At 75.1% G+C, this 26,679-nt stretch carries 23 protein-coding genes; 18 read left to right on the top strand and 5 right to left on the bottom strand.

The features are described 5' to 3' along the window. Nucleotides 1-66: 66 nt before the first annotated feature. Nucleotides 67-1,503: an LVIVD repeat-containing protein gene (locus tag ACLQ2W_RS12420; RefSeq protein WP_425786956.1), complete on the bottom strand. Its 1,437-nt coding sequence runs from the start codon at nucleotides 1,501-1,503 to the stop codon at nucleotides 67-69. 154 nt (nucleotides 1,504-1,657) lie between these two features. Between ACLQ2W_RS12420 and ACLQ2W_RS12415 the strand changes: the two genes are divergently transcribed. The 5 genes from ACLQ2W_RS12415 to ACLQ2W_RS12395 all read left to right on the top strand — a co-directional run bounded on the left by ACLQ2W_RS12415 (nucleotide 1,658) and on the right by ACLQ2W_RS12395 (nucleotide 7,665). After that, nucleotides 1,658-2,353 carry a DUF305 domain-containing protein gene (locus ACLQ2W_RS12415; protein ID WP_425786511.1) on the top strand — a complete coding sequence of 232 codons (696 nt, stop codon included), beginning with the start codon at nucleotides 1,658-1,660 and terminating at the stop codon, nucleotides 2,351-2,353. A 40-nt stretch (nucleotides 2,354-2,393) separates the two neighbouring features. Continuing rightward, nucleotides 2,394-3,605, top strand: coding sequence for a sensor histidine kinase (locus ACLQ2W_RS12410; protein ID WP_425786510.1), 1,212 nt, complete (start codon nucleotides 2,394-2,396; stop codon nucleotides 3,603-3,605). Next, the gene (locus ACLQ2W_RS12405) at nucleotides 3,602-4,267 is read left to right on the top strand and encodes a response regulator (RefSeq protein ID WP_281941658.1); all 666 of its coding nucleotides are present in this window, start codon (nucleotides 3,602-3,604) and stop codon (nucleotides 4,265-4,267) included. Before ACLQ2W_RS12410 ends, ACLQ2W_RS12405 begins: the two co-directional genes overlap by 4 nt. A 147-nt stretch (nucleotides 4,268-4,414) precedes the next feature. Next, the gene (locus tag ACLQ2W_RS12400) at nucleotides 4,415-5,179 is read left to right on the top strand and encodes an ABC transporter ATP-binding protein (protein ID WP_425786509.1); all 765 of its coding nucleotides are present in this window, start codon (nucleotides 4,415-4,417) and stop codon (nucleotides 5,177-5,179) included. 5 nt (nucleotides 5,180-5,184) lie between these two features. Beyond that, nucleotides 5,185-7,665, top strand: coding sequence for an ABC transporter permease (locus ACLQ2W_RS12395; protein WP_425786508.1), 2,481 nt, complete (start codon nucleotides 5,185-5,187; stop codon nucleotides 7,663-7,665). 75 nt (nucleotides 7,666-7,740) lie between these two features. Here ACLQ2W_RS12395 and ACLQ2W_RS12390 read toward each other — a convergent pair whose 3' ends face one another. Then, nucleotides 7,741-9,138: a protein kinase domain-containing protein gene (locus tag ACLQ2W_RS12390; protein WP_425786507.1), complete on the bottom strand. Its 1,398-nt coding sequence runs from the start codon at nucleotides 9,136-9,138 to the stop codon at nucleotides 7,741-7,743. Nucleotides 9,139-9,638: 500 nt separating this feature from the next. Between ACLQ2W_RS12390 and ACLQ2W_RS12385 the strand changes: the two genes are divergently transcribed. The 8 genes from ACLQ2W_RS12385 (at nucleotide 9,639) to ACLQ2W_RS12350 (ending at nucleotide 16,645) form a co-directional block, all read left to right on the top strand. Continuing rightward, a complete protein-coding gene (locus ACLQ2W_RS12385; RefSeq protein ID WP_425786506.1) occupies nucleotides 9,639-10,262 on the top strand; it encodes an RNA polymerase sigma factor in 624 nt (207 codons plus the stop codon). A gap of 16 nt (nucleotides 10,263-10,278) precedes the next feature. Next, complete coding sequence (locus ACLQ2W_RS12380; protein WP_425786505.1) at nucleotides 10,279-11,052, top strand: hypothetical protein; 774 nt, start codon at nucleotides 10,279-10,281, stop codon at nucleotides 11,050-11,052. A gap of 159 nt (nucleotides 11,053-11,211) precedes the next feature. Next, nucleotides 11,212-12,447 (top strand): ergothioneine biosynthesis glutamate--cysteine ligase EgtA, encoded by a 1,236-nt coding sequence (egtA, locus tag ACLQ2W_RS12375; protein WP_405089644.1) that lies wholly within the window; start codon nucleotides 11,212-11,214, stop codon nucleotides 12,445-12,447. Further along, entirely contained in the window at nucleotides 12,444-13,772 is a 1,329-nt protein-coding gene (egtB, locus tag ACLQ2W_RS12370) for an ergothioneine biosynthesis protein EgtB (RefSeq protein WP_425786504.1), read from the top strand. Before egtA ends, egtB begins: the two co-directional genes overlap by 4 nt. A 9-nt stretch (nucleotides 13,773-13,781) precedes the next feature. Next, on the top strand, nucleotides 13,782-14,564 hold the full coding sequence (gene egtC, locus ACLQ2W_RS12365) for an ergothioneine biosynthesis protein EgtC (protein WP_281941643.1): 783 nt from the start codon (nucleotides 13,782-13,784) through the stop codon (nucleotides 14,562-14,564). Beyond that, nucleotides 14,564-15,529, top strand: coding sequence for an L-histidine N(alpha)-methyltransferase (gene egtD, locus ACLQ2W_RS12360; protein ID WP_425786503.1), 966 nt, complete (start codon nucleotides 14,564-14,566; stop codon nucleotides 15,527-15,529). Before egtC ends, egtD begins: the two co-directional genes overlap by 1 nt. A gap of 228 nt (nucleotides 15,530-15,757) precedes the next feature. Next, entirely contained in the window at nucleotides 15,758-16,345 is a 588-nt protein-coding gene (locus ACLQ2W_RS12355) for a TMEM165/GDT1 family protein (protein ID WP_107162705.1), read from the top strand. A 99-nt stretch (nucleotides 16,346-16,444) separates the two neighbouring features. After that, on the top strand, nucleotides 16,445-16,645 hold the full coding sequence (locus tag ACLQ2W_RS12350; RefSeq protein WP_425786502.1) for a hypothetical protein: 201 nt from the start codon (nucleotides 16,445-16,447) through the stop codon (nucleotides 16,643-16,645). Between the two features lie 57 nt (nucleotides 16,646-16,702). Here the strand turns inward: ACLQ2W_RS12350 and nhaA are convergent, their stop codons facing one another. After that, nucleotides 16,703-18,001: a Na+/H+ antiporter NhaA gene (gene nhaA / locus ACLQ2W_RS12345; RefSeq protein WP_425786501.1), complete on the bottom strand. Its 1,299-nt coding sequence runs from the start codon at nucleotides 17,999-18,001 to the stop codon at nucleotides 16,703-16,705. Nucleotides 18,002-18,142: 141 nt separating this feature from the next. Further along, the gene (locus ACLQ2W_RS12340; protein ID WP_425786500.1) at nucleotides 18,143-19,999 is read right to left on the bottom strand and encodes a polysaccharide biosynthesis protein; all 1,857 of its coding nucleotides are present in this window, start codon (nucleotides 19,997-19,999) and stop codon (nucleotides 18,143-18,145) included. A 185-nt stretch (nucleotides 20,000-20,184) separates the two neighbouring features. Between ACLQ2W_RS12340 and ACLQ2W_RS12335 the strand changes: the two genes are divergently transcribed. After that, nucleotides 20,185-21,639, top strand: a complete 1,455-nt coding sequence (locus ACLQ2W_RS12335; protein WP_425786499.1) for a polysaccharide biosynthesis tyrosine autokinase — start codon at nucleotides 20,185-20,187, stop codon at nucleotides 21,637-21,639. Here the strand turns inward: ACLQ2W_RS12335 and ACLQ2W_RS12330 are convergent. Further along, on the bottom strand, nucleotides 21,620-22,174 hold the full coding sequence (locus tag ACLQ2W_RS12330; protein WP_425786498.1) for a low molecular weight phosphatase family protein: 555 nt from the start codon (nucleotides 22,172-22,174) through the stop codon (nucleotides 21,620-21,622). The two genes, ACLQ2W_RS12335 and ACLQ2W_RS12330, sit on opposite strands and share 20 nt — an antisense overlap. A 144-nt stretch (nucleotides 22,175-22,318) precedes the next feature. Here ACLQ2W_RS12330 and ACLQ2W_RS12325 point away from each other — a divergent pair, with 144 nt between their 5' ends. From ACLQ2W_RS12325 to ACLQ2W_RS12310, 4 genes are all read left to right on the top strand, one after another. Beyond that, nucleotides 22,319-23,554 carry a glycosyltransferase family 4 protein gene (locus ACLQ2W_RS12325; RefSeq protein ID WP_425786496.1) on the top strand — a complete coding sequence of 412 codons (1,236 nt, stop codon included), beginning with the start codon at nucleotides 22,319-22,321 and terminating at the stop codon, nucleotides 23,552-23,554. Nucleotides 23,555-23,638: 84 nt separating this feature from the next. Continuing rightward, the gene (locus tag ACLQ2W_RS12320; protein WP_425786495.1) at nucleotides 23,639-25,423 is read left to right on the top strand and encodes a DUF4012 domain-containing protein; all 1,785 of its coding nucleotides are present in this window, start codon (nucleotides 23,639-23,641) and stop codon (nucleotides 25,421-25,423) included. A gap of 13 nt (nucleotides 25,424-25,436) precedes the next feature. Beyond that, nucleotides 25,437-26,087, top strand: coding sequence for a hypothetical protein (locus ACLQ2W_RS12315; protein WP_425786494.1), 651 nt, complete (start codon nucleotides 25,437-25,439; stop codon nucleotides 26,085-26,087). A 100-nt stretch (nucleotides 26,088-26,187) separates the two neighbouring features. Continuing rightward, complete coding sequence (locus ACLQ2W_RS12310; protein WP_425786493.1) at nucleotides 26,188-26,607, top strand: protein-tyrosine phosphatase family protein; 420 nt, start codon at nucleotides 26,188-26,190, stop codon at nucleotides 26,605-26,607. The last annotated feature ends 72 nt before the right edge of the window (nucleotides 26,608-26,679 follow it).

Genomic DNA, 26,679 nt, shown 5'->3' with positions numbered 1-26,679 from the left:
GTCCCCTCCCATGGGTCGGGCCCGGCCCCCTTCGGGGGTGCCGGGCCCGGTGCCGCCGTCGTCAGGTCACCAGCTCAGGTAACCCCCCTGGGTCTGCGCGTTCAGCTCGGGCACCAGCAGGAACTGCGCCAGCCAGGTGCGCGGGTCGCGCAGCTCCAGCACGTCCAGTCCCTTCTGGATGTCGCTGGAGTAGATGTGACCGTTGTACCAGTAGGCCGACCAGGAGCCGCCGGTGCGTAGCTGGGTGGCGTCCAGCGGGCCGCGCTCCCAGTAGGCGATCTCCGTGGGCGTGCCGGAGTCGGTGAAGTCCCACACCGAGATGCCGCCCTGGTACCACGCCTGGACCATGATGTCGCGGCCGGGCACCGGGATCAGCGAGCCGTTGTGCGCCACGCAGTTCTCGGTGTCGGCGTTGACGCGGGGGATCTTGTAGTAGCTGCGGAACGCCAGCTTGCGGGCGTCACCGCGACCGGTGATGTCGTAGATGGCGTCCGCGCCCCGGTTCGGGCCGACGACCTCGTTGCAGGTGGCCGCGCCGCCGCCGCCCAGCTCGTCGGTGAAGACGACCTTGGTGCCGGCGTTGTTGAACGTGGCCGAGTGCCAGAACGCGAAGTTCTCGGTGTCGGTGACCCGCTCGATGACCCGCGGCGCCTCCCGGTCCTTGATGTCCAGCAGGATGCCGTCGCCCATGCACGCGCCGGCGGCCAGGTCCTTCGACGGGTACGCGGTGATGTCGTGGCAGCCGGTGGTGGCGGACTTCTCACCCGGAATGCCCGGGTAGCCGCCGTCCGGGAAGAGGTTCGGCGTGGCCACCACCGAGGCGGTGGTGGGGTTCTTCACCGGCACCTTGACGATGGAGATGGAGTCGTGCGGCGGCTGGCAGTCCGGGAACTCGGCCCGCGGGCTGTACGACGAGACGTACAGGTAGACGTCGCGCCGGTTCTTGCCCGGCACCAGCGTGTGGGTGTGCGACCCGCATGCGGTCTCCACCGACTTGATGTAGCGCGGGTTGCGCTTGTCGCGGATGTCGAAGATCTTGATGCCCTCCCAGGACTCCTTCACGGAGGCGGGCTGGGCGGTGCTGGCGCACGAGTCGTCGGTGCGCGACGAGTCGGTGGACAGGAACAGCAGGTCGCCGCTGACCGAGATGTCGTTCTGCGAGCCGGGGCAGAGCACCTGCGCCACGATCGACGGCCGGCTCGGCCGCGACACGTCGTAGATGACGAAGCCGTCGTAGTTGCCGACGAACGCGTACCGGCCCTGGAAGGCGATGTCGGTGCCCAGGGCGGCCGTGGTGTCGAACGGGGCCTGCTTCGGCAGGTTGGCCACCTGACGCAGGTTGGGGCTGCTGGAGATCTCGTCGACCCCGGGGACGGCGTTGTCCGCGGTGGCCGGCGCCGCCTGGGCGCGGGGGAGTTCCTGGGCGCTGCTCGGGGGTGCGGCGACAACGCCGGCGAGCAGCAGGCCGGCGGCGGCGAGGCTGACGGTCCGGGTACGGGACATGCGGATGTTGATCATCGGCAACACCCTTCGAAAGGGGGATGATGATTCGCCACACCTTACCGATCGGTGACCGTCATCAATGTGACGCCGGTCACATCGAGGAACTTTACGCTCTGGATAGGATCGCTGTCACCTCGACCGGAGGGAGGCTCGTATGACCGGCCGGCAGGCACGCGTGTGGCTTCCCGTCACAGCGCTGGTGGCGCTCCTGGTGCTCGGCGGCCTGGCGCTGGCCGGGCGCGACGACAGCCGTCCGGCGGCGGCCCGGCTCAGCCCGGCCGCCACCGCCCCGACCACGCCGACCGCGACCGGCTCGGCGCCGCCGGTGCTGGTGCCGGGACGCCCGGGAGAGCCGGCCGCCACCCACGACGGCGGGCAGGTCCGCAACGCGGCGCCGCGCTTCAACAGCCTCGACGTCTGGTACGTCCGGATGATGATCCCGCACCACGAGCAGGCGCTGGAGATGGCGACGCTCGCCCCCGACCGGGCCGCCGACCCCCGGATCCGTGCCGTCGCCGACCGGATCCGGGCCGCCCAGGGGCCGGAGGTCGGCGTGCTGCGGGCCTGGCTCAGCACCCGCGACCTGCCCGCCGAGGTCACCGGACACGATCACGCCACCATGCGCGGGATGCAGTCCGCCGAGGCGGTGCGGCAGCTCGCCGCCGCCCGGGGCGCGGCGTTCGACCGCCTCTTCGTGCAGATGATGACCGCCCACCACCAGGGCGCGGTGGTGATGTCCACCGACCTGCTCAAGGTCGGCGCGGACCAGGCCATGCAGGAGTTCGCCAACGCGGTGGCCGTCGAACAGTCCGCCGAGATCACCCGCATGCGGGCCCTCCTCACCCACTGACCGGGCCCCGGCAGCACGCCCGGCCCGCCCCGTACGCTGGGTGACCGTGGACCGCCTGATCCTCGGCCGCCCGGTACGCGGCGTCGCGTTCGACGCCGCCGCCTCCGGGCTGGTCGTCCTCCTCGCCGTGCTGACCCTCCTGGGCGAGCAGGGTGGGCTGCCGGCGTTCGCGGTCGGCGTGGCGATGGCGGTGGCGTTGTTCTTCCGGCGCACCCATCCGACCGCGGTCGCCGCCGTGGTGGCCGCGCTCGCGCTGACCCAGGTGATCGTCGGCTGGGGGCCGCTCGGCTACGACCTCGGCGTGCTGATCGCGCTCTACAGCGTGGTCAAGTACGCCGACCGGCTGCGGGACGGCATCGTGGCCGGGGTCGGCGCCGCGATCGGCGTGCTGATCGCCGCGCTCCAGCTCCCCGCCGCCGCGCACTGGTGGGCCGGCGCGCTCTACTACGGCCTGGTCACCGGCGCGGTCTGGCTGGTCGGGCTGAACGTCCGCACCCGGCGGCTCTACGTGCTCAGCCTGGAGGAGCGCGCCGCGACGGCCGAACGTGAGCGGGAGGCCGAGTCGCGGGCCGCGGTCGCCGAGGAACGCACCCGGATCGCCCGCGAGCTGCACGACGTGGTCGCGCACAGCATGGCCGTCATGATCGTGCAGGCGGACGGCGTGCGGTTCACGCTGGACCGGGACCCGGCGACCGCGCGCGAGGCGGCCAAGGTGGTGGCGGACACCGGCCGGCAGGCGCTGGAGGAGATGCGGCGGCTGGTCGGCGTACTCCGGGAACCCAGCCGGCCGGAACCGGCCGCGATGGCCGACGAGCCGGCGCACCGGCGTCCCGCGCTGGTCGAGCTGCCCGCGTTGCTCGACCGGTTCCGCGCCGCCGGGCTGCGGATCGACTGCGGCGGCGCCGGCACTCCGGTGGCGTTGCCGCCCGGCCTGGAGCTGACCGTCTACCGGGTGGTGCAGGAGAGCCTGACCAACGCGCTCAAGCACGCCGGCGTGGGCGCGTCGGTCGAGCTGACCCTCGACTGGGCCACCGACGCCGTCGCGGTCCGGGCCGTCGACGACGGGCGCGGTCGCCCGGTGGTCCGCCCGGCGCCGTCCGGCGGGCACGGCCTGGTCGGCATGCGGGAACGGGTCGGGGTGTACGACGGCAGCCTCGCCGCCGGCCCCACGCTGGCCGGCGGATGGCGGGTGGAGGCCCGGCTGCCGCTGCCCGCGGCAGCCGGCACCGAGGAAGGGAGCGCGGCGGCATGACCGTGCGGGTGATGATCGTCGACGACCAGGCGCTGGTGCGCGCCGGCTTCCGGATGGTGCTCGACTCCCAACCGGACCTGGCGGTGGTCGGCGAGGCCATCGACGGCGCGGACGCGCTGCGGGTACTGGACCGGGTCGAGGTCGACGTGGTGGTGATGGACCTGCGGATGCCCACCATGGACGGGGTGGAGGCGACCCGACGGATCTGCGCCCGGTCGGCCGCACGCCGGCCGCGCGTGCTGGCGCTCACCACGTTCGACACCGAGGCGGACGCGTTCGCCGCGCTGCGCGCCGGGGCGAGCGGCTTCCTGCTCAAGAACGTGCCCCCGGAGGAGCTGCTGGCCGCGATCCGGGTGGTCGCCGAGGGCGACTCGGTGGTGGCGCCGTCGATCACCCGGCGGCTGCTCGACCGGTTCGCCGGGCAGCTCGGCGCGGCCCCGGCCGAGGACCCGCGGCTGGCCCAGCTCACCGAGCGGGAACGGGAGGTGCTGCTGCTCGTGGCGCAGGGGCTGTCCAACGCCGAGATCGCCGCCCGGGTGCACGTCGCGGAGGCGACCGTGAAGACCCACGTGGGCCGCATCCTGGCCAAGCTCCAGCTCCGCGACCGGGTGCAGGCCGTCGTGCTGGCGTACGAGAGCGGGCTGGTCACGCCCGGCGGTTGACCCGGCGTACGCCTCCGGGCGTACCGGTGCGACCGGGCTGCGCGACCGGAGGCGTACGCGGGTCGAGCGCGCCGGTGGAGATCACCGCCGGGGTGCCGGCCCTAGCGTCGGAAGGGTCACCAGACCGCGTCCGACAGGAGCACCACGTTGCCCGCAACCCCGACCACAGGCGTCGCGCTCGCCGCCCGTGACCTGCGCAAGGAGTACGGCGTCGGGCAGTCCCGCGTCGTCGCGCTGGACGGCGTCGACCTCGACCTGGCCGCCGCCCGGTTCACCGCCGTGATGGGCCCCTCCGGCTCCGGCAAGTCCACGCTGCTGCACTGCCTCGCCGGCCTGGACCGGCCGTCGAGCGGCACGGTCCGCATCGGCGAGGCGGATCTGTCCCGGCTCGACGACCGTCGGCTCACCCGGCTGCGCCGGGACCGGATCGGCTTCGTCTTCCAGCGGTTCAACCTGCTGCCCACGCTGACCGCCGAGGAGAACGTCGTGCTGCCGCTGGCCATCGCCGGCCGGCGGCCCGACCCGGCCTGGCTGCGGCAGGTGGCGGCCGCGGTCGGACTGGCCGACCGCCTCGGTCACCGGCCGGCCGAGCTGAGCGGCGGCCAGCAGCAGCGGGTCGCGGTGGCCCGGGCGCTGATCACCCGCCCCTGGGTGATCTTCGCCGACGAGCCGACCGGGAACCTCGACTCGCGCGCCGGCGCCGAGGTGCTCCGCCTGCTGCGCGAGGCGGTGGACACGCTCGGCCGGACCGTCGTCATGGTCACCCACGACCCGGCCGCCGCGGCGTACGCCGACCGGGTGGTCTTCCTGGCCGACGGCCGGCTCGTCGACGAACTGCACCGGCCGACCACCGGCCAGGTCCGCGACGCGCTCGCCCGGCTCGACCCGGCCGTGACCCCGGTGGGGCGGTGAGCGGGATGCTGCGCCTGACCCTGCGCCAGGTCCGCGCCGAGGGCCTGCGCCTGCTGCTCTCCTCGCTGGCCATCGTGCTCGGCGTCGCGTTCGTCGCCGGCACACTCATGCTCACCGACGGCATGCGGGCCGGCGCGTACGAGCGGGCCGGCGCGTTCGACAGGCACACCGACCTGGCCGCGTACGCCGGCTCCCGGCCGCTGTCACCGGCCCTGGTCGACCGGGTCCGCGCGGTCGACGGGGTGGCCGCCGCCGCGGGGGAGCTGACCGGCACCGCCGGCGTGGTCGGCGCGGACGGCCGGCCCGTGCTCGGGTACGCGGTCCTCGCCGCGATCCCCACCGAACCGGCCCTCCAGTCGTACGACGTGGTCGCCGGGCGGTTGCCGCAGCGCGCGGGCGAGCTGGTGCTCGACGAGCGGACCGTCACCCGGCAGCGGTTCGTGCTCGGCGCCCCGGTCTCCGTCGGCGGCGCGGGCGGCGCGGCCCGGCCGTACACGCTTGTCGGCGCCGTTGACGTGGCCGGCACCAACCGCGACGTCGGCGGCTCGTTCATCGGCCTGACCGGCGCGGACGCCCTCGCGGTCGGCGGCGAGCGCGGATACGGGCGGATCATGGTGGCCGCCCGGCCCGGGGCGGACCCGGCGGCGCTGGCCGACCGGGTCCGGGCGGTGGTGGGGCCGGGCGTGCCGGTCCGGGACCGCGCGGCCGTGCTCGACGCGGCGGTCGCCGAGGCGGTGCGCGACCTGCGGCAGTTCGAGCTGCTGCTGGGCACGTTCGCGGCGGTGGCGGTGGTGGTGGCCGGCTTCGTGATCGCCAACACCTTCGCCATCGTGCTCGCCCAACGCTCCCGGCGCACCGCGCTGCTCCGGCTGGTCGGCGCGACCCGGGGGCAGATCTACCGGGCCACGCTGGTCGAGGCGGCGCTGACCGGGCTGTTCGCCTCCGTGCTCGGCGTGCTGGCCGGCTTGGCGCTGTCCGCCGGGCTGGGCGCGTTGCTGGGCGGCACCGGGGCGCCGGTGGCCGACGGGATCACCGTGACGGCCCGTACGGTGCTGCTCTCGCTCGGGTCGGGCGTGCTGCTCACCGTGCTGGCCGCGGCGCTGCCGGCCTGGCAGGGCACCCGGGTCGCGCCGGTGGCCGCGTTGACCGACGCGGCGACCCGGCCGGCCCGCCCGGCCGGCCGGGTCCGCCTCGCGGTCGGGGCGCTGATCCTCGCCGCCGGTGTCGCGGCGCTGCTCGGCGCCGGGACCACCGGGCAGGTGCCGCTGGTGGCGGCCGGTGGACTGCTGGCCTTCGGCGGCATCGTGGCGTTCGGTCCGGTCCTGGTGCCGGCGCTGGTCCGGGTGCTGGGCGCGCCGCTGGGCGCGCTGTTCGGCACCCCGGCGACGCTGGCCGTGGCGAACGCGGTACGCAACCCGCGGCGGGTCGCGGCCACCGCCACGGCCATGGTGATCGGGATCGGGCTGGTCTCGTCGTTCGTGGTCGGCGCCGGCAGCGTCAAGGCCGGCATCGAACGCGCGGTGGACGCCCGGGTCGGGGTGGACTTCCTGGTCACCGGCATCGGTGGGGAGCTGCCGGCCCGGCTCGTCGACGAGCTGGCCGCCCGGCCGGAGCTGGGCGTGGTGCACGAGCAGCGCAGCCGGGTGACCGACGGCGTCGAGGTGCGGGCCGCGCACCCGGCGCTGGTCCGCCGGACGCTGTCCGCCGTGGACGCCGGCGACCCGGGCGCGTTCGGGCCGGGTTCGGTGCTGGTGCACCGCGAGCTGGCCGCCGCCCGGGGCTGGACGGTCGGCACGACGGTCACCGTCGCCGGCCGGCCGTTCCGGGTCGCCGCCGTGGTGGCGGACGACCGGCCGGCGACGGCCGGCAGCCGGGTGCCGACGGGGTACGCGGTGGAGCTGGTGGACGCCGACTTCGGCCGCCTCTTCCCCGCCGAACGCGGCTACCTGGCCGAGATCGACCCGGCGGACGGGGTGAGCCCGGACGTCGCCCGGTCCGCCGTCGAGTCGGTGGTCACCCGCTATCCGACGGTCAACGTGCTGGACCAGGCCGCCTACAAGCGGATGCTCACCGGCACCGTCGACCTGGTGCTGGGCTTCGTCACGGTGCTGCTCGGCCTGGCGGTGGTCATCTCGCTGGTGGGGGTGGCCAACACGCTGAGCCTGTCGGTGGTGGAGCGGACCCGGGAGACCGCCGTGCTGCGCGCGGTCGGCCTGAGCCGCGCCGGGATGCGGGCGGCGCTCGCGGTCGAGGCGGTGCTCACCGCGCTGGTCGGCACCGTGCTCGGCGTCGCGCTGGGCATCGCCGTCGCGGCGGGCGCGATGGCGGTGGTGGCCCGCGTCGGTGGCGACTTCACCGTGGTGCTGCCGTGGGGGCGGCTCGGGCTGATCGTCGCGGTGGCGGTGCTGGCCGCGCTGCTCGCCTCCGTCCTGCCGGCCCGGCGCGCGCTGGCCCGGCCGGTGGTGGCGGCGCTCGGCGCGGACTGACCACCGTCGCCGCCCCGGACGCCGGGCGCGAGCCGGTGCCCGGGTGGCGGGACCGGCCCGCGCGACGGCGGTGGGTCAGCGGCCGGCGACCGGTTGACCGCCCGGGTCGCCGCCCGGGTCGCCGCCGGCCGGGGCGGTCGTGGTGGTGGTGGTCTCGGTCGGCGCGGTGGTCTCGACCGGGGGCGCGCTGGTGGTCGGCGCGGTGCTCGGCGCGGTCGGCGCCGTCGACGGCACGCGCGACGGGCTCGGCTCGACCGACGCGCTGGGCGAGGCGCTCGGCGTCACCGAGGCCGAGGCCGAGGGCCGCTCGTTCGGACCGACCGGGCGGTAGGTGTAGTCCTCGTCGTCCGCCGACGGCCCCCCGGTGACCGCGGTGTCCGCGACCGAGTTGCTCGGCGCCACCGCCGGCCGGGTGGAGTCGATCCGGGTGGCCGGCGCGTCCGCTTCCCGGGCGGCGGCCAGCAGCGCGCCGAGGGCGGTCACCGCCACCAGCACCGCGCCCGCCGCGCCGACCAGCGCGCCGCGTCGGCCGGGGCGGCGCGGCGGCGCGACCATGGCCGCCGGCCGGGCCACCGGCTGCTCGTCGCGGGTGTGCCCCGGCCCGGCCGCGCCGCGCAGCGCCGCCGGCACGGTCGCGGTGGGCGAGTCGGTACGCGCCGCCCGGGCCGCGTCGGCCATCGCCGCGGCGCTCGGGTAGCGGTCGGCGGGGTCCTTCGCCAGCGCCCGGGCCACCAGCTCGCGGACCGGTGCCGGGATCTCCGCCGGCAGCTCCGGCGGCTCGTCGTCGAGGTGGCGCACGGCGACCTGGAGCGGGTTGTCGCCGGTGAACGGCGGGCTGCCGGTCAGGCAGCAGTAGGCCACCGCGCCGAGCGCGTAGACGTCCGTGGCGCCGGTGACCGGGCGGCCGGCGGCCTGCTCGGGCGCCATGTAGAGGGCGGTGCCGGGCACCGCGTTGGTGCTGGTGATGCTGGTGACGTTGGTGGACCGGGCCACGCCGAAGTCGACCAGCACCACGGTGCCGTCGTCCTGCACGAGCAGGTTGCTCGGCTTGACGTCGCGGTGGACGATGCCCCGCCCGTGCGCCCCGTGCAGCGCCTGCGCCGTCTGGGCCACGATCGACATGGTCTCGTCGACCTCGAGGTGGCCGGCGTCCTCGATCCGCCGGGACAGCGGCTCGCCGGCGACGAACTCCATGACCAGGTAGTCGGCCCGGCTGCCGTCGGGCAGCTCGTCCTCGCCGCAGTCGAAGACCTGCACCACGCCGGGGTGCCGCAGCGACGCCATGATCCGCGCCTCGGAGCGGAACCGGGCGATGAAGTCCGGATCGCGGACCAGGGCGGGAAGCAGCACCTTGACGGCCACCTGGCGGCCGAGCACCAGGTCCTTGGCCCGCCAGACGTCGCCCATGCCGCCGGTGGCGACACGGTCTTCCAGGCGGTACCGACCGCTGAGTACGACGTCGGAGGAGAGCATCCCCATACCGTACCCACAGCGGTCGCGGAGTATTTCCGGCGATCTCTCCTGCGGCCGTCGGCGAGCGGCTGCGCCCCGGTCGGCCGAACGGCCGAGGGCGCGGCGGCGGTGGGCTGACCGTGACCGGCCGGGTACGATCGGCCAGAAAATGCCGGTCTCCCGGCGGCTGTCCGCTTCCCACGCGGGAGCAGCGACTCGATGGTGGCCTTCGTTACACCGACACGCCGCCTTCGCCGGTAGACATTTCTCTCGGTTTTCCGGCCGTCCGGGCCATGCCGCCCGCCGGTCGCGCTCCCGACGTCGGCCCGGCTCCCGGTCGCCCCGCGACGCCGGTACGGTATGTCCCGCCGCCGGCCGTGCCGGGCGGCGGTATCCAGCGTGCGTCCCGGGCTCGGCCCGGCGCCGATCAGTTCAGCGGGGGGCCCGGGGGTGCGGATGGCGGTGTGGTCTCCCGCGTCGACGGACGCCCGACCCGCGATCGCGGGGCCCGGGCGGCGACCGTGACCAGTGAGCTGAACGAGGCGGTCACCGCGGCCCAGGCCGGGGACGAGGAGGCGTTCCGCTTCCTCTACCGCAGCCTGCAGCCGGCCCTGCTGCGGTACCTGACCACGCTGGTGGGGGGCGACGCCGAGGACGTGGCCTCGGAGACCTGGCTGCAGATCTCCCGGGACCTGCCGTCGTTCACCGGCGGCGAGTTCCGCGCCTGGTCGGTCACCATCGCCCGGAACCGGGCCATGGACCACCTGCGGCGGCAACGGCGCCGGCCCGTGGTCCCGGTGCCCGTGCAGGCCCTCAACGACCTGGCCGGGGACGCCGACACCGCCGACCGGGCCGGCGAGGCCCTCGGCACCGAGAGCGCGCTGGCACTGATCCGCACGCTGCCACCGGCCGAGGCCGAGGCGGTGATGCTGCGGGCCGTCATCGGGCTCGACGCGGAGACCGCCGGGCAGGTGCTGGGCCGGCGGGCCGGCGCCGTACGCACGGCGGCGCACCGCGGGCTGCGCCGGCTGGCCGCGCTGCTGGAGCGCGCCGCGCCGGAGGACGTGCCGGGCGCGGTCCGGCCCCGGCCCCGTACCGACAGCCAGGCGCCGCACGCGTCCGAGGCCGAGCCGGCGGAGGGCTGACGTGAGGGGAGACGGCATGAGACCTCACCGATCCGACGGGCCCGCCGATCGGGCGGAGTCCGACCGGCTGCTCGACGCCGTGCACGCCGTGCCGCCCGCCGACGCCGACCCGCTGACCCGGCTGCTCGCCGCCGCGGCGGCCCCGGCCACCGCGGGGGAACTCGACGGTGAGGAACGGGCGCTCGCCGCCTTCCGGGCCGCCCGGGCCGCGCCGGCGGTCGCCGCGCCGGTTCCGGCGTCCCGTCCGCGTCGTCGGCTCCGCGTCGCCGCCGCGCTGTCCGGGCTCGCCGCCACCGCGGTCGCCGGGGTGGCGTTCGCCGCCGTGCGACTGGACCGGAGCCCGCAACCGGTGGTTCCGCCGGCCCCGACCACGGCGGGCCCCGCCCCGACCGTCGCCGGTCCGTCGCGGTCGACCCCCGCCGGTCCGTCCGGTGCGGCCTCCGGTGCGGCCTCGTCGTCCGGGACGCCGTCGGGGACGCCGTCCGGGAGCCGGCCCGCCGCGCCGCCGTCGGTCGGCGGCGCGCTCGTCGGTCACTGCCGCGCCTACCTCGCCAAGTCGGAGCCGCAGCGGGCCCGGGCACTCACCACCCCGGGCTTCGCCGACCTGGTGGCCGCCGCCGGCGGGCCCGACCGGGTGGAGAGCTACTGCCGGACCCTGGTGCCGGCGGCGTCCCCGAAGACGCCGGCGGGGAAGCCGTCCCCGAAGACGCCGGCCGATCCGACACCGAAGAAGCCGGCGGACGACACGCGGAAGCCCGGGGCTGGCGACCAGGACGACGACGAGGACTGACCCGCGCCGGCGCAATCAGATTCCGGACAAAAATTCATCTCTCCGGGCGCGCGAATTCCGTCTGCTAGACAGAGGATGGGGAAGGCGCGGGCCCCGTGCCGGACCGGCCGGGCCCAGGGCGACGGTGTGTCGCCCGTCCCCGGGGAGAGGAGCCGCCACATGGTGATGTCGCCGGAGCTGGATCGTGCCACCGTCCTGGGGGACGAGGCCGCGGCGCGCGGGCACCTGGCCCGGATCTGCTTCAAGACCGGTCCACCCACACTCACCGGCGTCGAACTGGAATGGACCGTGCACGACGCCGCGGACCCGACCCGACCGGTCGACCGTGAGCGACTGCGCGCAGCGTTGGGACGGCACAGCCCCGTCACCCTCGACCCCACCAGCCCGACCGACGAGCTCCGGCGCGGCGGCACCGTGACCGTGGAGCCCGGCGGGCAGGTGGAGATCTCCACCCCGCCGCGACCGTCGGTCGCCGCGCTCATCTCGGCCACCGAGGCCGACATCACGCAGCTACGCACCCGACTGGACGCCGCCGGCCTCGTGCTGGGCCGTACCGGCATGGACCCGTGGCGTCCGCCCCGACCGGCCGTGGAGACCGCCCGCTACCGCGCCATGCGGGACGTCTTCGACAGGCGTGGACCGGCCGGGCGGGCGATGATGTACAGCACGGCCGGGCTCCAGGTCTGCCTGGACGCCGGCGAGCCCGACCAGCTCGCCCAGCGCTGGGCGACCGCGCACGCCGTCGGGCCGCCGCTGCTGGCCGCGTTCGCCACCGCCGACCGGCACGCCGGCCGGCCCACCGGTTGGGCGTCCGCGCGGATGGCCGCCTGGCTGGCGATCGATCCGGCGCGTACCCGTCCGGTCTGGTCGCCGGCCGGCGCCGACCGCGACCCGGTGGCGGCCTGGACCGACTACGCGCTCGCCGCGCCGCTGCTGTGCGTCCGCGGCGACGGACCGGACTGGACCCCGCCGGCGGACGTGACCTTCACCGACTGGCTGGCCGGCGCGCTGCCCCGCCCACCCACCACCGACGACCTGGAATACCACGTCAGCACGCTCTTCCCGCCGGTACGCCCACGCGGCTACCTGGAACTGCGCTACCTGGACGCCCAGCCGGGCCGGGACTGGACGGTGCCGCTGGCGGTGCTGGCGGCGCTGTTCGCCGACCGGACGACCACGGGCGACGCGCTCGCCGCGGCCGGTCCGGTCGCCGACCGGTGGCACGACGCGGCCCGGCACGGGCTGGCCGACCCCGCGCTGGCCACCGCCGCGGCGGCCCTGTTCGACCTGGCCCTGGCCGCCCTGCCGGGGCTGAACCTGCCGGCCGGCCTGTACGACGAGACGCACCGAGCGATCCGGCGGCGGCGCGCCGCCGCGGAGAGGGGACAGCGGTGACCACGACCGAGCGACCGGGCACGGACGCCGAGCGGCTGCGCGACCGGATCGCGGCCGAGTTGGAGCGCACCCGCGCCCGCACCGCGCTGCTGACCGACGCGGTGGACGACGACGACCTGGTCCGGCAGCACTCCACCCTGATGTCGCCGCTGGTCTGGGACCTGGCGCACGTCGGCAACCAGGAGGAGTTGTGGCTGGTCCGCGACGTCGGCGGGCGCGAGCCGGTGCGCCGCGACGTCGACGACCTCTACGACGCGTTCAAGCAGCCCCGCAAGGACCGGCCGGCGCTGCCGCTGCTGCCCCCGGCCGAGGCCCGCGCGTACGTGCGGACGGTCCGGGACAAGGTGTACGACCTGCTGGACGGCATCCGGTTCACCGACCGCCGGCTGGTCGAGGACGGCTTCGCGTTCGGCATGATCGTGCAGCACGAGCAGCAGCACGACGAGACGATGCTCGCCACCCACCAACTGCGCGCCGGCGCCCCGGTGCTGGACGCGTCACCGCCGCCGGAACCCCGGGTCGACGTCGGCGGTGAGGTGCTGGTGCCGGCCGGGCCGTTCACCATGGGCACCTCCACCGACCCGTGGGCGCTGGACAACGAGCGCCCGGCGCACACCGTCGACCTGCCCGCGTACCGCATCGACGCGACGCCGGTGACCAACGGGCAGTACCGCGCGTTCATCGCCGACGGCGGGTACGACCAGCCGCGCTGGTGGAGCGGGGCCGGCTGGCGGCACCGGGTCGAGGCCGGGCTGAGCGCGCCGCTGCACTGGCGGCGCGACGGCGACGGCTGGGCGTACCGCCGGTTCGGCCGCTGGTCCGCGGTGCGCGACGACGAGCCGGTGGTGCACGTCTGCTGGTACGAGGCGCAGGCGTACGCGGCGTGGGCCGGCAAGCGGCTGCCCACCGAGGCGGAGTGGGAGAAGGCGGCCCGGTGGGACCCGGCGACCGGCCGTTCCCGCCGCTACCCGTGGGGTGACGAGGACCCGGGCACCGCGCACGCCAACCTGGGCCAGCGGCACCTGTGGCCGGCGCCGGTGGGCGCCTACCCGGACGGCGCCTCGCCGCTGGGCGTGCACCAGCTCGTCGGCGACGTCTGGGAGTGGACCGCCAGCCCGTTCCGGGGGCATCCCGGCTTCGCCGCGTTCCCGTACCGGGAGTACTCGGAGGTCTTCTTCGGCGACGACCACCGGGTGCTGCGCGGCGGCTCGTTCGGCACCGACCGGTCGGCGTGCCGGGGCACGTTCCGCAACTGGGACTACCCGATCCGGCGGCAGATCTTCAGCGGGTTCCGCTGCGCCCGCGACGCCGGCGACGGGGAGTGAACCGGCCGGATGTGCCGTCACCTCGCGTACCTGGGCCCACCGGTCACCCTGCGGAGCCTGCTGTTCGACCCGCCGTACGGGCTGCTGCGGCAGTCCTGGGCGCCGCGTGACATGCGCGGCGGCGGCACCATCAACGCCGACGGCTTCGGCGTCGGCTGGTACCCGGACGGCGCCGACCCGGTCCGCTACCGGCGGGCCCAGCCGATGTGGAGTGACACGACGCTGCCGGAGCTGGCGGCCGTGACGTCCGCCGGGGCGGTGCTGGCCGCCGTCCGCTCGGCCACGGTCGGCATGCCGCTGCACGAGACCGCCGCCGCGCCGTTCGCCGAGGGGCGCTGGCTGTTCAGCCACAACGGCGTGGTCCGGGGCTGGCCGGACAGTCTCGTCCCGCTCGCCGCCGGGCTGCCGGTGCGGGACCTGCTCACGCTGGACGTGCCGACCGACTCGGCGGTGCTCTGGGCGCTGGTCCGGCATCGGCTGCGGGCCGGCGCGGCGCTCGGCGACGCGGTGGCCGACACCGTCGCCGCGGTGGCCGCCGCGGCGCCCGGCTCGCGGCTGAACCTGTTGCTCACCGACGGCGTCACGGTCGCGGCGACGGTGGCCGGGCACGCGCTGTCGGTGCGGCGCGGCCCGGGTTCGGTGCTGCTGGCCTCCGAACCGTTCGACGACGATCCCGGCTGGCAGGCGGTGCCGGACGGGCGGCTGGTGCTGGCCACCGCGGCCGGGCTGGACATCCGCGAGCTGGCCCCGACCGGGGCCGGCTCATCCACCGATGGCAGAGAGGACACCTGATGGGCGCGGAGCCGCTGGAGATCCACCTGGAGGAGCAGGACCTCGACCGGGCGCTGCGGGAGGACGTCCGGGTCGGGTTGACCGCGTCGCCGAAGTGGCTGCCGCCGAAGTGGTTCTACGACGCCCGGGGCAGCGAGCTGTTCGAGGAGATCACCCGCCTGCCGGAGTACTACCCGACCCGGGCCGAGCGTGCGGTGCTGGCCGCGCACGCGGCCGACGTCGCGGCGCTGACCGGCGCGAAGACGCTGATCGAGCTGGGTTCCGGCTCGTCGGAGAAGACCCGGCTGCTGCTGGACGCGTTCACCCGGCACGGCGACCTGGGCACGTTCGTGCCGCTGGACGTCTCGGTCAGCGCGTTGCGCGGGTCCACCGAGCAGATCGCCGCCGCGTACCCGGGGCTGCGGGTGCGGGGCATCGTCGGCGACTTCACCCGGCACCTGGACCGGCTGCCCACCGGCGGCCGACGCCTGGTGGCGTTCCTCGGCGGCACGATCGGCAACCTGCTGCCGGGGGAGCGGGCCGGGTTCCTCACCGCCATGCGCGCGGCGCTGGAGGTCGGGGACTGGCTGCTGATCGGCACCGATCTGGTGAAGGACCCGGGTGTGATCGTCCCGGCCTACGACGACGCCGCCGGCGTGACCGCCGAGTTCAACCGCAACGTGCTGCGGGTGATCAACCGGGAGTTGGGCGCGGACTTCGACGTCGCCGCGTTCCGCCACGTGGCGGTCTGGGACCCGGACCGGGAGTGGATCGAGATGCGGCTGCGCGCCGAGCGTCCGACCCGGGTGCGGGTGCTGGACCTCGACGTCACGTTCGCCGCCGGGGAGGAGCTGCGCACCGAGGTCTCGGCCAAGTTCCGGCCGGCGGGCGTCGCCGCCGAGCTGGACCGCGCCGGGTTCGCGCGGCAGGCGTTCTGGACCGACCCGGACGGGTTGTTCGGGGTGAGCCTGGCCCGGGCCGAGTGACGGCCGGCGCGGCCCCGGTCACACCCGACGACCGGGGCCGACGGTGATCGGCTAGGCTGGTGGGCGCGAAGGGGAGTAGCCCCCAATGTCGTGGTCGACACACTGGTGCGTTCCGCATCCGGCCACGCGGCCCCGGTCCCCGGGGCGGGCGAGACCTTCGACTCAGGCTGTCGCAGCCGGGTCGAGGGCGTCCCTGTCTCTCCTCCCGGCTTGATCGGGAAGGTTCACATGGAGGGTTTCCTCGTCGCGCTGGTGGTCAGCTTCGGCGTCATCTTCGTCGCCGAGCTGGGCGACAAGTCCCAGCTCATGGCGCTGACGTTCGCCACGCGCTTCCGACCGCTGCCGGTGCTCATCGGCATCACCATCGCCACCGCGATCGTCCACCTGGCCTCGGTGGCCATCGGCGTCGGCCTCAACAGCGTGCTGCCCACGGGCTGGATCTCACTCATCGCCGGTCTGGCGTTCCTCGGCTTCGGTGCCTGGACGCTGCGCGGCGACAAGCTCACCGAGGAGGAGAAGCGGAAGGCCGAACGCAGCACCAAGTCGGCGATCATCGCGGTCGGCGTGGCGTTCTTCCTGGCCGAGCTGGGCGACAAGACGATGCTCGCGACCATCACGCTGGCCACCAAGTACGGCTGGTTCGGCACCTGGCTCGGCTCCACGCTCGGCATGGTCGCGGCGGACGCGCTGGCCATCCTGGTGGGCCGGATGCTCGGCCGGCACCTGCCGGAGCGGACCATCCGGTACGGCGCGGCCGTGCTGTTCGCCATCTGCGGTCTCTGGCTCGTCTTCGAGGCGGTCCGGGAGCTGACCTGAGCGGCGCTCGGATGATCAGGAACCGGCGCGGTGGGTAAGTGTCCTGGCGGTGGTGTCACGGCACCGCCGCCAGGATTCGGACGACCGGGAGGTTCGCGCATGAGCAGGCACGATGAGCCCAACGAGTACGGCTTCGCCGGGGGCGCCACGGCGCCGGAACCGCCTCCCGGTGGTCGCGCGGACGAGCAGGACCGCGCCGAGCGGGTCGCGGTGCCGGGTGACGACCTCACCGAACCGTTCGCCGACGCGCTGGAGGAGACCGAGGACGGCGCCGACCGTCGCGCCGAGCGCCACCGCTGATCCCCGTCCCGCGCCGGCCGTCGCCCCGTCCGGGGGCGGCGGCCGGCGCGTTCCGGCTCAGGCCGGCCGTTCCTGGTAGACGTCCGGGATGCCGTCGCCGTCGTCGTCCCGGCTCTCCCGTTCGCTGATCCGGCGGTGGACCCGGTTGCGCCGCAGCAGCACCCCGGCGGCCAGGCCGGCGGAGATCAGCGAACCGGCCAGCACCGCGGCCTTGACCCGCTCGTCCTCGGGGCTGCCCGGGCCGAACGCCAGCTCCCCGATGAGCAGGGACACGGTGAAGCCGATGCCGGCCAGCAACGCCAGCCCGACCAGGTCCGCCCAGGTGATCTCCTCGTCCAGCTCGGCGCGGGTGAACCGGGCGAGCAGGAACGTGGAGCCGAACACGCCGATCACCTTGCCCAGCACCAGGCCGCCGGCCACGCCGAGCACGACCGGGTCCCGGACGACCGCGCCCAGGTCCACGTCGACGAGCGAGACCCCGGCGGCGAAGAACGCGAAGACCGGCACGGCGAGGCCGGCGGAGATCGGCCGCCAGCGGTGTTCCAGCCGTTCGGCGAGCCCGGGCTCACCGCCCCGCCCGGTCAGCACCGGCACGGTGAAGCCGAGCAGCACGCCGGCCACGGTGGCGTGCACCCCGGAGGCGTGCACCAGCGCCCAGGCGGTCACCGCGAGCGGGAGCAGCGCCCACCACCAGGTGCGTCGCCGCTGCACCAGCAGCCCGAACACGGCGATCGGCAGCAGCGCGCCGAGCAGCGGCAGCGGGTGGAAGTCGGCGGTGTAGAACACCGCGATGATGGTGATGGCCAGCAGGTCGTCGACCACCGCGAGGGTGAGCAGGAAGGCCCGCAGCCCCTGCGGCAGGTGGGAGCCGATCACGGCCAGCACGGCGAGCGCGAAGGCGATGTCGGTGGCGGTGGGGATCGCCCAGCCGCGCAGCCCCGCGCCGCCGGCGCTCGCGGTCACCGCCAGGTAGATCAGCGCCGGCACCGCCATGCCGCCGACGGCGGCGACCACCGGCAACGCGGCCCGCCGGGGGTCCCGCAGGTCCCCGGCGACGAACTCACGCTTGAGTTCCAGGCCGACCACGAAGAAGAAGATCGCCAGCAGCCCGTCGGCGGCCCAGGTGGCGAGCCCGAGGTCGAGGTGCAGCGCCGTGCCGCCCGGCCAGGGCACCCAGTCGCCCAGCGCGGCGTAGGCGGCGCGCCACGGCGAGTTCGCCCAGACCAGGGCGAGGACCGCGCCGAGCAGCAGCAGGCCGCCGCCGACCGTCTCGGTGCGCAGCACGTCCGCCAGGAAGCGGGCCTCCGGCCAGGAACGCCGAGCCAGCAGGCGGGAGGGCGGGGTGTGATGGGGCATACGGTGTCCGTCCGGGAGCAGGGGTCGGTGGATCCATCGCCGACCAGGCTTCCCGGCACACCGCCGCCAACCCTACCGGTCCGCCGGACCGGCGGCGAGCGCAGCCGCGGTGGGTGCCGCCGCACCCGCCGCCGGCGGCGGTCAGCGCTGGCCGGGCAGCGCCGGCAGCACCGCGCCGATCGTCTGGCAGAACGCCGCCATTCGTTTCACCAGCTCGTCCGGGTCGGCGTACGGGTCCAGCGCGCGCACCTCGTCCGGGTCCAGCGGGGGCACCGGCACGTGGGAGATCAACGGGTGCAACGGCCGGCTGTCCGCCTCGTCCGCGCCGAAGAGGTGCTCGTGCAGTTTCTCGCCCGGCCGGAGCCCGGTGTAGACGATGTCCACCGGGTGGTCCGCCTCGGCGGACAGCCGCCGCGCCACGTCCGCGATCCGGACCGGCTCGCCCATGTCGAGCACCAGCGCCTCGCCGCCGCGGCCGATGGTCGCGGCCTGGAGCACCAGGTGCACGGCCTCCTGGACGGTCATGAAGTAGCGGGTCACGTCCGGGTGCGTGACGGTGATCGGCACACCGGCCCGGATCTGCGCCTGGAACGCGGTCAGCACCGAGCCCCGGCTGCTGAGCACGTTGCCGAACCGGACGCTGAGGTAGGTGCCGCCGAGCTGCGCGGCCCGGTGGGCGGTGAGCCGTTCGGTGATCCGCTTCGAGTAGCCGAGGACACTCGTCGGGTTGGCCGCCTTGTCGGTGGAGATGTTGACGAACTCGGCGACGTCCCGGCACGCCTCCAGCACGTTCAGGGTGCCCCAGATGTTGGTCTTGATCGCCTCGCCGGGGTGCCGTTGGAGCAGCGTCAGGTGCTTCAGCGCCGCCGCGTGGAACACCACGTCGGGCTGCCGGTCGGCGATCACCCGGGCGATGCCGTCGGCGTCCCGGATGTCGGCCAGGATCAGTTCGGGGCCGTCCAGCAGCGCCCGGCCGTGCAGGGACATCTGGAGCGCGTGCAGCGCCGACTCGTCCCGGTCGAGCATCATCAGCTCGTCCGGCTCGCAGCGGGCGATCTGCCGGCACAGCTCCGAGCCGATCGAGCCGCCGGCGCCGGTGACCAGCACCCGCCGGCCGGCCAGCCCGCCGCGCTCGACGGCCAGCTCGGCCACCCGGTGGGCGCGGCCGAGCAGGTCGGTGAGCTGGAGGTCGCGGACGTCGGTGGCGTGGACCGGGCGGTCGAGCACCTCGCGGACCGGGGGCAGGACCTTGAACGTGGCCCCGGCCTCCAGCGTGCGGGTGCGCACGTCGCGCAGCAGCCGCGGGTCGCCGCCGGTCATCGAGAAGATGACGGTACGCGCCTGGGTGGCCCGGACCACGGCGCTGACCTGTTCCCGCCCGCCGAGCACGCGCAGCCCTTCCAGCCGGAGCCCGCGGCTCTCCGGGGCGTCGTCGAGCAGACCCACCGGACGGTAGCTGCTGTCCGGGTCGCGCAGCAGCACGCGGACCAGCCGTTCGCTGGCCGCGTCCACGCCGTAGACCAGGCACCGCTCGGCGTGTCGCGCCGCCGGACGGTGCCGGTCGGCGTGCAACCGCCACAGTCCGCGGCCGGCCGCCATCAGCACCAACGCGACGGTGCCGCCGACCAGCGGGGTGGTCGCGGGTACCGGCCGTTCGGTCCAGGGCAGCACGCCGGCGAGCGTGACCGCGGCGGCGATCGCCGCGGTTCCGGCCAGCCCGCGGGCGTCCCCGGCGCTGCCGATCGGATAGCGGCCGTAGAGCCGGGAGCGCAGCAGCGTGAGCAGCGCGTAGAGCGCGGCGCAGGCGAGCGCGACGGTGAGCACGCGGCCGGTCGCGGCGGCGGTCAGGTCGAACTCGTAGCGGGTCCAGGCGGCGCCGAGAAATCCTCCGCACCACGCGGCCGTGTCCAGCGTTAACAGGGAGAGAGTGGCGGCGCGGTGGGTGGTGTGACTGCGTGTCCGCAGCGCCTCGTCTGCGGCGGTGGCTTCACGATCCATGGTTGCCCTCTACGTGTTCATCCGGAATGAGCGGATTTACGTCGTCCGTGCTTTCCGGTCGTTTACATTCGTCTGGTCACCTAACGGGGTGAATAGGCGATTCGATCCTGGCACGGCTACTGGGGCTTTTAGGGGGCTTTTGTGCAACTTCATCGGCAGGTCGGCGTGTCGCGAGGAGGAGCGGGATGAGCATCCTCGGCTACCTGCGCCTGGTCCGACGCCACTGGTGGATCGTGCTGGTCACGGTCATGCTCACGCTGGGCGTGGCCGCCCTGGTGACGGTCCGCTCCGTGCCTCGGTACCAGGCCTCGGTGACGTTCTTCGTCACCACCGCCAGTCCGGGCGTGATGGACGCCTACCAGGGCAGCCTGTTCCTGCAACAGCGGGTGAAGTCCTACGCTGACCTGCTCACCAGCGACCGGCTGGCGCAGAGCGTGGTCGCCGACGCGCCGCTCGGACTCACCGCCGACCAGGTGCGCGGCAAGATCTCCACGGACGTGCTGCCCGACAAGGTGCTGCTCAAGGCCTCGGTCACCGACACCAACCAGACCCGGGCGCTGAAGCTCACCGAGACCCTGGCGGCCGAGTTCACCGAGCTGGTGCGGAAGGTGGAGACCCCGGCGGACGGCAAGGCGCCACCGATCAAGATCGAGGTGGTGAGCGGCCCACGGGTCACCTCCAGCCCGGTCTCGCCGCGACCGGCGCGCAACCTGGTCCTGGGCGGGCTGCTCGGTTTGCTGGCCGGCGCCGCGCTGGCCGTGCTGCGCGGCATGGCCGACGTACGGATGCGCGACGCCGTGGCGTTGCAGCGGGTGACCGGCAGCCCGCTGCTGGGCGAGATCCCGTTCGAGGCCGGCGCGAAGGCCGCCCCGCTGATCGTCGGTGACGCGGCCACCTCGGTCCGCGCCGAGGCGGTCCGCAAGCTGCGCACCAACCTGCGCTTCGTGGACGTGCACGAGCCGGCCCGGGTCATCGCGGTCACCAGCGCCCTGCAGGGCGAGGGGAAGACCACCATGGCCTGCAACGTCGCTATCGCGCTGGCCGAGGCGGGCTGGCGGGTGCTGCTCATCGACGCCGACCTGCGCCGTCCCAAGGCCGCCGACTACCTCGGTCTCGACGGCGGGGTCGGGCTGACCGACGTGCTCGTCGGCGACGTGCAGGTCGGTGACGTGGTGCAGCGGTGGGGTGAGAAGTCGCTGCTGGTCCTGCCCAGCGGCGCCACCCCGCCGAACCCGAGTGAGCTGCTCGGCTCCAAGGCGATGGCGGACCTGCTGGTGGCGCTGCGCGAGTCGGCGGACATCGTGATCATCGACACCGCGCCGCTGCTGGCGGTCACCGACGGCGTGGTGGTGGCCGTGCAGGCCGACGGCGCGCTCCTGGTCACCCAGCAGGGGCGGACCTCGCGCGGCCAGGTGGCCGCCGCGGCGCGGGCGCTCAGCTCGGTGTCGGTGCGCCTGCTCGGCTGCGTGCTCAACATGGCCAAGGTCGGCAAGGCGGACGCCTACCAGTACGAGACGTACAAGGTGGTCGTGCCGCCGGCCGCGCCGACCGTGCCCACCGGCCGGGTCGGGGCGACCCAGCGGGGTGCGCAGACCGTCGTGGGTGACCGTACTCAGGAACTCACCCGGCTGTCGCGATGAGCGCGCGCAGGGGCCGGATCGACCGCTCGATGTCCTCGGCGCACCGGCGGAAGTCGGCCGGGGAGCCGCCGATCGGGTCCCGCAGGTCGTCCGTGCCGTCGGGGGCGGGTTGCAGCCGCCCCCGGGCACGGACGGCCGCCACCACGGCCGCCCGCAGCGGGGTGGTCCCGGGCGCGCCGTCCGGCCGGGCCGCGGCGGCCAGGCGGGCGAACTGGTGCAGCGTGAACATCCGGCCCAACGCGGCCGGGGCCAGCGCCGCGCAGGCCGAGCGCTGCCGCCGGGTCGCGGTCAGCACCAGCGCCGCCGAGGTGAGGTGCTCCGGGCGCAGCCGGCGGGTGCGGAAGGCGGTCACGTCCGCGCCGTCCCCGGCGGCCACCTCGACGGCGTACGGGTGCATGCCCGCCCCGTCGATCGCGTCGGTGCCGGCGCTGGCCACCGTCACCGGGAGCCCGGCCAGCAACCGGCGGGCGATGAACTCGGCCATCGGTGACCGGCACATGTTCGCGTGGCAGACGAAGAGCACCCCGTCGGGCATCTGGACCCCTCTGGTCGGCGCGGTCGCGCGGGGCGGCGCCGCGACGGTGGGCTGCCGGCGGTCGCGGCCGGACGGCGAGGGGATGCCGGCATCGTACGCGCCACGGTGGACCGGGGTCCGGCAGGCCGCGCCGGGAGCGCGGCCATGAGGATCGGCATCCTGTCGTACCACTTCCCGCCGGAACCGGCGTTCATCCCGGGCAGCCTGGCCGAGGAGCTGGCCGCCCGGGGCCACGAGGTACGCGTGCTCACCGGGTTCCCGGACCACCCGGGCGGCCAGCTCTATCCGGGCTGGCGGCAACGGTGGGGGCACCGGACGCGCAGCGAGCGGCTGACCGTCCGCCGGGTGCCCCGGTACGCCGGTGGGGCGGGCTCCGCCCGCGCGCGGGCGGCCGGCTGGCTCTCCTTCGCCGGCAGCGCGACGCTCGCCGGCCGGCGTTACCTGCGGGACCTCGACGCGCTGTACGTCCTCCAGCTCCCCGCGGTGACCTTCGCCGCGGCCGGCCTGCTGCGGATGCTGGGCGGGGTGCCGACGGTGCTGCACGTGCAGGACGTCTGGGCGGAGGAGGAGCCGGCCCGGTCGGGGGCGGCACGTGGTTGGTCGGGGCGGCTGGACGCCGGCCTGCGCCGGCTGTACCGGGAGGCGGACGCGATCGCGGTCAGCGCACCGTCCATGCGCGAGCTGGTGCTCGCCGGCGGGGCCGAACCGGACCGGGTGCGTACGGTGCTCAACTGGACCGACGAGCGACTGTTCCGCCCGGCGCGGCCCGGTCCCGCCGCACGTCGGCTGATCCGCCGGGACGACCGCTGCGTGGTGATGCACGCCGGCACGATCGGCGTACGGCAGGGTCTGGAGACCGCGGTCCGGGCGGCGGCGGCGCTGGGGGACCGGATGGACCTGGTCCTGGTCGGCTCGGGCGCGGAGGAGCGGCGGGTGCGGGACCTCGCCGCCGAACTCCGGGCGGACAACGTCCGGTTCGTCGAGCGGCGCTCGCCGGCGGACATGCCCCAGCTCTACGCGGCCGCCGACTACCAGCTCGTCATGCTGCGCGACCGGCCGGAGCTGCGCGGCACCGTGCCCGGCACCTTGCCGGCCGCGCTCTCCTGCGCCGCGCCGGTGGTCGCCTCGGCCGGCGGGGACACCGCGGAGCTGGTGGAGCGGGCCCGAGCCGGGCTGTCCTGCCCGCCCGAGGACTGGGCGGCCCTGGCCGACCGGTTCTGGCTGGCCGCGGCGATTCCCCCGGCCGCCCGGGCCGACATGGGCCGCCGGGGGCGGGACGCCTACCTGCGGCAGATGTCGCTGCGGGCCGGCGTCGACCGGATCGAGGCGCTGCTGCGCGACGTGGCCACGGTTCGGATGAAAAACATGAAAAGCGACTAGAAGTATAGTTCATCCAATACATACTCCTATCCGACACGAGCACCGAATGGTGATCGCAGGCCGGTCGACCCCGAGGAGAGTGACGTGACGGAACACGCGGCGTCGCACCGCCGACGCCGACACTCACGGCGACGCCGCCGGGCCCGCGTCCGTCGTGTCCTGCTGGTCGGGCTGGTCGTCGTCTCGGTGCTGGCCGCCGCCGGCGGTTGGGTCACGTTCCGGGGCTGGCAGGCCCGGGCCCACCTGGTGAACGCCGCCGGCCTGGCCAAGGACCTCAGCGCCCAGGTGCTCGACGGTGACGTGGCCCGGGCCCAGCGGACCCTGGCCGCTCTCCAGGAGCAGGCCGGCGCCGCGCGCGGAGCGACCGGCGACCCGGTCTGGTGGCTCGGCCAGGGCATCCCGTACGCCGGGGACAACCTGACGGCGGTGCGGCAGATCTCGGTGGCGGTGGACGACCTGGCCCGGCTCGCCTTCCCCACCCTGCTCCGGGTCGACCTCGCCTCGCTGGTGCCGAAGCAGGGCCGGCTCGACGTGGGCCGGCTGCGCGCGGTCGCGGCCGAGGTGTCAGCCGCCGACCAGGCGGTCCGCCGGACAGCGGACCGGCTACGGGCGGTGCCGACCCGCGGCCTGGTGGCCCAGGTACGTGACGCGGTCACCGCGCTGCGGGAGGAGTTGGACCGGTTGGGCGGGCTCACCTCCGCCGCCGACCGCGGCGTCCGCCTGTTGCCGCCGCTGCTCGGCGCGGACGGCCCGCGCAGCTACCTGCTCGTCTCGCAGAACCCGGCCGAATTGCGGGCCACCGGCGGCATGTTCGGCGCGTACGCCGTGCTGCGCGCGGACTCCGGCCGGATCCGACTGGCGGGGCAGGGCAACGCGACGGATCTGCAGTACTTCGATCCACCGCTCAAGGTGGACCCGGAGATGCGCCGGCTCTGGTCCGACCTGCCGGGGATGTATCCCGCGGACGTCAATCTGAGCCCGAACTTCCCGACCGCCGCCGCGCTCTACCGCGAGATGGTGCGCCGGCGCACCGGCATCACGGTGGACGGTGTGCTGGCGGTCGACCCGGTGATGCTGTCGTACCTGCTCAACGTCATCGGCCCGGTGACCGTGCCGGACGGTCCGGCGCTGGCCGGCGGCACCGCCGTGCGGACGCTGCTCAGTGACTCGTACCGGGACCTGGACGTGAAGGCGCAGGACGCGTTCTACGCGCGGGCCGCGTCGGGGGTGTTCGACGCGCTGTTCACCAGGACGGTCGACCCACGAGCGCTTTTAACCGTTATTAGCCGCTCAATACAGGAACGTCGGATATTGTTCTGGAGTGTCCGTTCCGACGAGCAACGCGCGGTGGCCGGGACCCGGCTGGCCGGGCAGCTCCCGGAGCGGGACACCGTGCCGACGGTCGGCGTGTTCCTCAACGACGGCAGCGGCGCGAAGCTCGGCTACTACCTCAGGTTCTCGGCCACCCTGACGGTCGGCGCCTGCCAGCCGGACGGACGCCGCGAACTGCGGCTGCGGGTCACGGTGCACTCCACCGCCCCGCGGTCGGGTCTGACGGAGTCGGTCACGGGCATGGCCCTGTCCGGCGACAAGTACACCGCTCGCACGCTCGTCTCGGTACACACGCCCAGCGGCGGCGCGGTCCTCGCCGGCCGGCTGGACGGCCGGGCCACCGCGATGGGCGGTGGGCTCGACCGCCGCCGTCAGGTGGCGGTGGCGACCGTGGAGGTCGGCCCCGGGCAGACCCGGACGCTCGACGTCACGCTGCTCACCGGCCAGAACGGCACGGGCACCGCCGATCTGGTGCTCACTCCCACCGTCACCCCGTGGACCACCCAGATAACCACCGCACCCAGATGTGAACAGTAGGAGGGAAACCATCATGCGGCTATCCCGCATCATCATGGCGCTATCGGTGGGCCTGGCCGTCGTGGCCGCGCCGACCGCGGCCGGGGCGGCGCAGCCGCAGCCACCGGTCTACCCGCCCACACAACCGTCCGTGACCGTGACGCCGTCGACCATCACGCTCGGCCAGACCTTCACGGTCTGCGCCCGGGGCTTCCTGCCGAACGAGCAGGTGCGGTTCGACGTCACCATCACCGACCTGCCCCTCGCCGCCCCGGCCGAGGGAACCGCGCGGCGCAGCGACGGCAGCACGGTGGCGATGACGACGGTCGCGTACACGGCGGGCCGTCCCACGCCGACGAGCCATCCCACGCCGCAGCCGGCGCCCACCACGTTCACCGCCACGGCCGACGCGAACGGCGTCTGCTGCATCACGTACCGCCCGACCCGGCCGGGTCGCTACACCTTCACCGCGACCGGGTTGACGTCCGGCCGGACCGCCAGCGCCACCGCCACGGTGCTCCCGGTGCGGCCGACCCACCCGCCGCGTCCGCCACACCACGGCGGGCACCTGCCCGTCACGGGTGACAGCATCGGCACGCCGCTGAAGCTCGGCGGTGGCCTGGCCGGTGCCGGCGCGGTGCTGCTGCTGGCATCCCTGGCCTGGCGTCGCCGTCGCCTCGGCTGACCCGAGGCGCGCCGGGGGAGACCCCGGGCCGATCGTGAGTGCCCGCCGGAGAAGCTCCGGCGGGCACCCGCGTGTCGGGGGTACGCCGCACAATGAGCCGGTGCACCCGACGCCACCGTGGACGGATCCCGCCGGTCTCCTCACCCTGCCCGGCGGAGCCACCGTGCGGGGCCGGCGGGTCGCCGCCCCGGCCTCGCCCGCCGACTTCGCCCTGCTGCTGGCGCGCGGGCCCGAGCCGGGCTGGCCGGCCCGGCGGATCCGCTGGCCCGACTTCTGGCTCCCGCTGGACCGCGCCGACGCCCTGGACGCGCTGCGCGAGGCGCGGCGACGCGCGTACGCCGGTCAACGGGTCGAGGTCGCCTGCCACGGCGGCGTGGGCCGCACCGGCACCGCGCTCGCCGCCCTGGCGGTGCTGGACGGGCTGGACCCCGGGCGGGCGGTCGCCTGGGTGCGCGCGCACTACCATCCGCGTGCGGTGGAGACGCCGTGGCAGCGACGGTGGCTGCGCGGCGTCCACTGACTGTGAGCATGGCGGGGTCGGTTCAGCGGTGGTGAGCTGATAGCTGGCAGCAGTGGGTGTGACTCTTCGTCT

It is taken from the genome of Micromonospora sp. DT227 (genome assembly GCF_049841835.1).
Classification (GTDB): domain Bacteria; phylum Actinomycetota; class Actinomycetes; order Mycobacteriales; family Micromonosporaceae; genus Micromonospora.
This window is presented reverse-complemented; position numbering and strand designations above follow the sequence as displayed.

What these genes read in the sequence shown, in the direction of transcription:
- ACLQ2W_RS12420 (WP_425786956.1), bottom strand. Translation starts at nt 1,503, where the DNA reads ATGTCCCGTACCCGGACCGTCAGCCTCGCCGCCGCCGGCCTGCTGCTC.
- ACLQ2W_RS12415 (WP_425786511.1), top strand. Translation starts at nt 1,658, where the DNA reads ATGACCGGCCGGCAGGCACGCGTGTGGCTTCCCGTCACAGCGCTGGTG.
- ACLQ2W_RS12405 (WP_281941658.1), top strand. Translation starts at nt 3,602, where the DNA reads ATGACCGTGCGGGTGATGATCGTCGACGACCAGGCGCTGGTGCGCGCC.
- ACLQ2W_RS12395 (WP_425786508.1), top strand. Translation starts at nt 5,185, where the DNA reads ATGCTGCGCCTGACCCTGCGCCAGGTCCGCGCCGAGGGCCTGCGCCTG.
- ACLQ2W_RS12390 (WP_425786507.1), bottom strand. Translation starts at nt 9,138, where the DNA reads ATGCTCTCCTCCGACGTCGTACTCAGCGGTCGGTACCGCCTGGAAGAC.
- ACLQ2W_RS12380 (WP_425786505.1), top strand. Translation starts at nt 10,279, where the DNA reads ATGAGACCTCACCGATCCGACGGGCCCGCCGATCGGGCGGAGTCCGAC.
- egtA (WP_405089644.1), top strand. Translation starts at nt 11,212, where the DNA reads ATGGTGATGTCGCCGGAGCTGGATCGTGCCACCGTCCTGGGGGACGAG.
- egtC (WP_281941643.1), top strand. Translation starts at nt 13,782, where the DNA reads ATGTGCCGTCACCTCGCGTACCTGGGCCCACCGGTCACCCTGCGGAGC.
- egtD (WP_425786503.1), top strand. Translation starts at nt 14,564, where the DNA reads ATGGGCGCGGAGCCGCTGGAGATCCACCTGGAGGAGCAGGACCTCGAC.
- ACLQ2W_RS12355 (WP_107162705.1), top strand. Translation starts at nt 15,758, where the DNA reads ATGGAGGGTTTCCTCGTCGCGCTGGTGGTCAGCTTCGGCGTCATCTTC.
- ACLQ2W_RS12350 (WP_425786502.1), top strand. Translation starts at nt 16,445, where the DNA reads ATGAGCAGGCACGATGAGCCCAACGAGTACGGCTTCGCCGGGGGCGCC.
- nhaA (WP_425786501.1), bottom strand. Translation starts at nt 18,001, where the DNA reads ATGCCCCATCACACCCCGCCCTCCCGCCTGCTGGCTCGGCGTTCCTGG.
- ACLQ2W_RS12340 (WP_425786500.1), bottom strand. Translation starts at nt 19,999, where the DNA reads ATGGATCGTGAAGCCACCGCCGCAGACGAGGCGCTGCGGACACGCAGT.
- ACLQ2W_RS12335 (WP_425786499.1), top strand. Translation starts at nt 20,185, where the DNA reads ATGAGCATCCTCGGCTACCTGCGCCTGGTCCGACGCCACTGGTGGATC.
- ACLQ2W_RS12330 (WP_425786498.1), bottom strand. Translation starts at nt 22,174, where the DNA reads ATGCCCGACGGGGTGCTCTTCGTCTGCCACGCGAACATGTGCCGGTCA.
- ACLQ2W_RS12325 (WP_425786496.1), top strand. Translation starts at nt 22,319, where the DNA reads ATGAGGATCGGCATCCTGTCGTACCACTTCCCGCCGGAACCGGCGTTC.
- ACLQ2W_RS12315 (WP_425786494.1), top strand. Translation starts at nt 25,437, where the DNA reads ATGCGGCTATCCCGCATCATCATGGCGCTATCGGTGGGCCTGGCCGTC.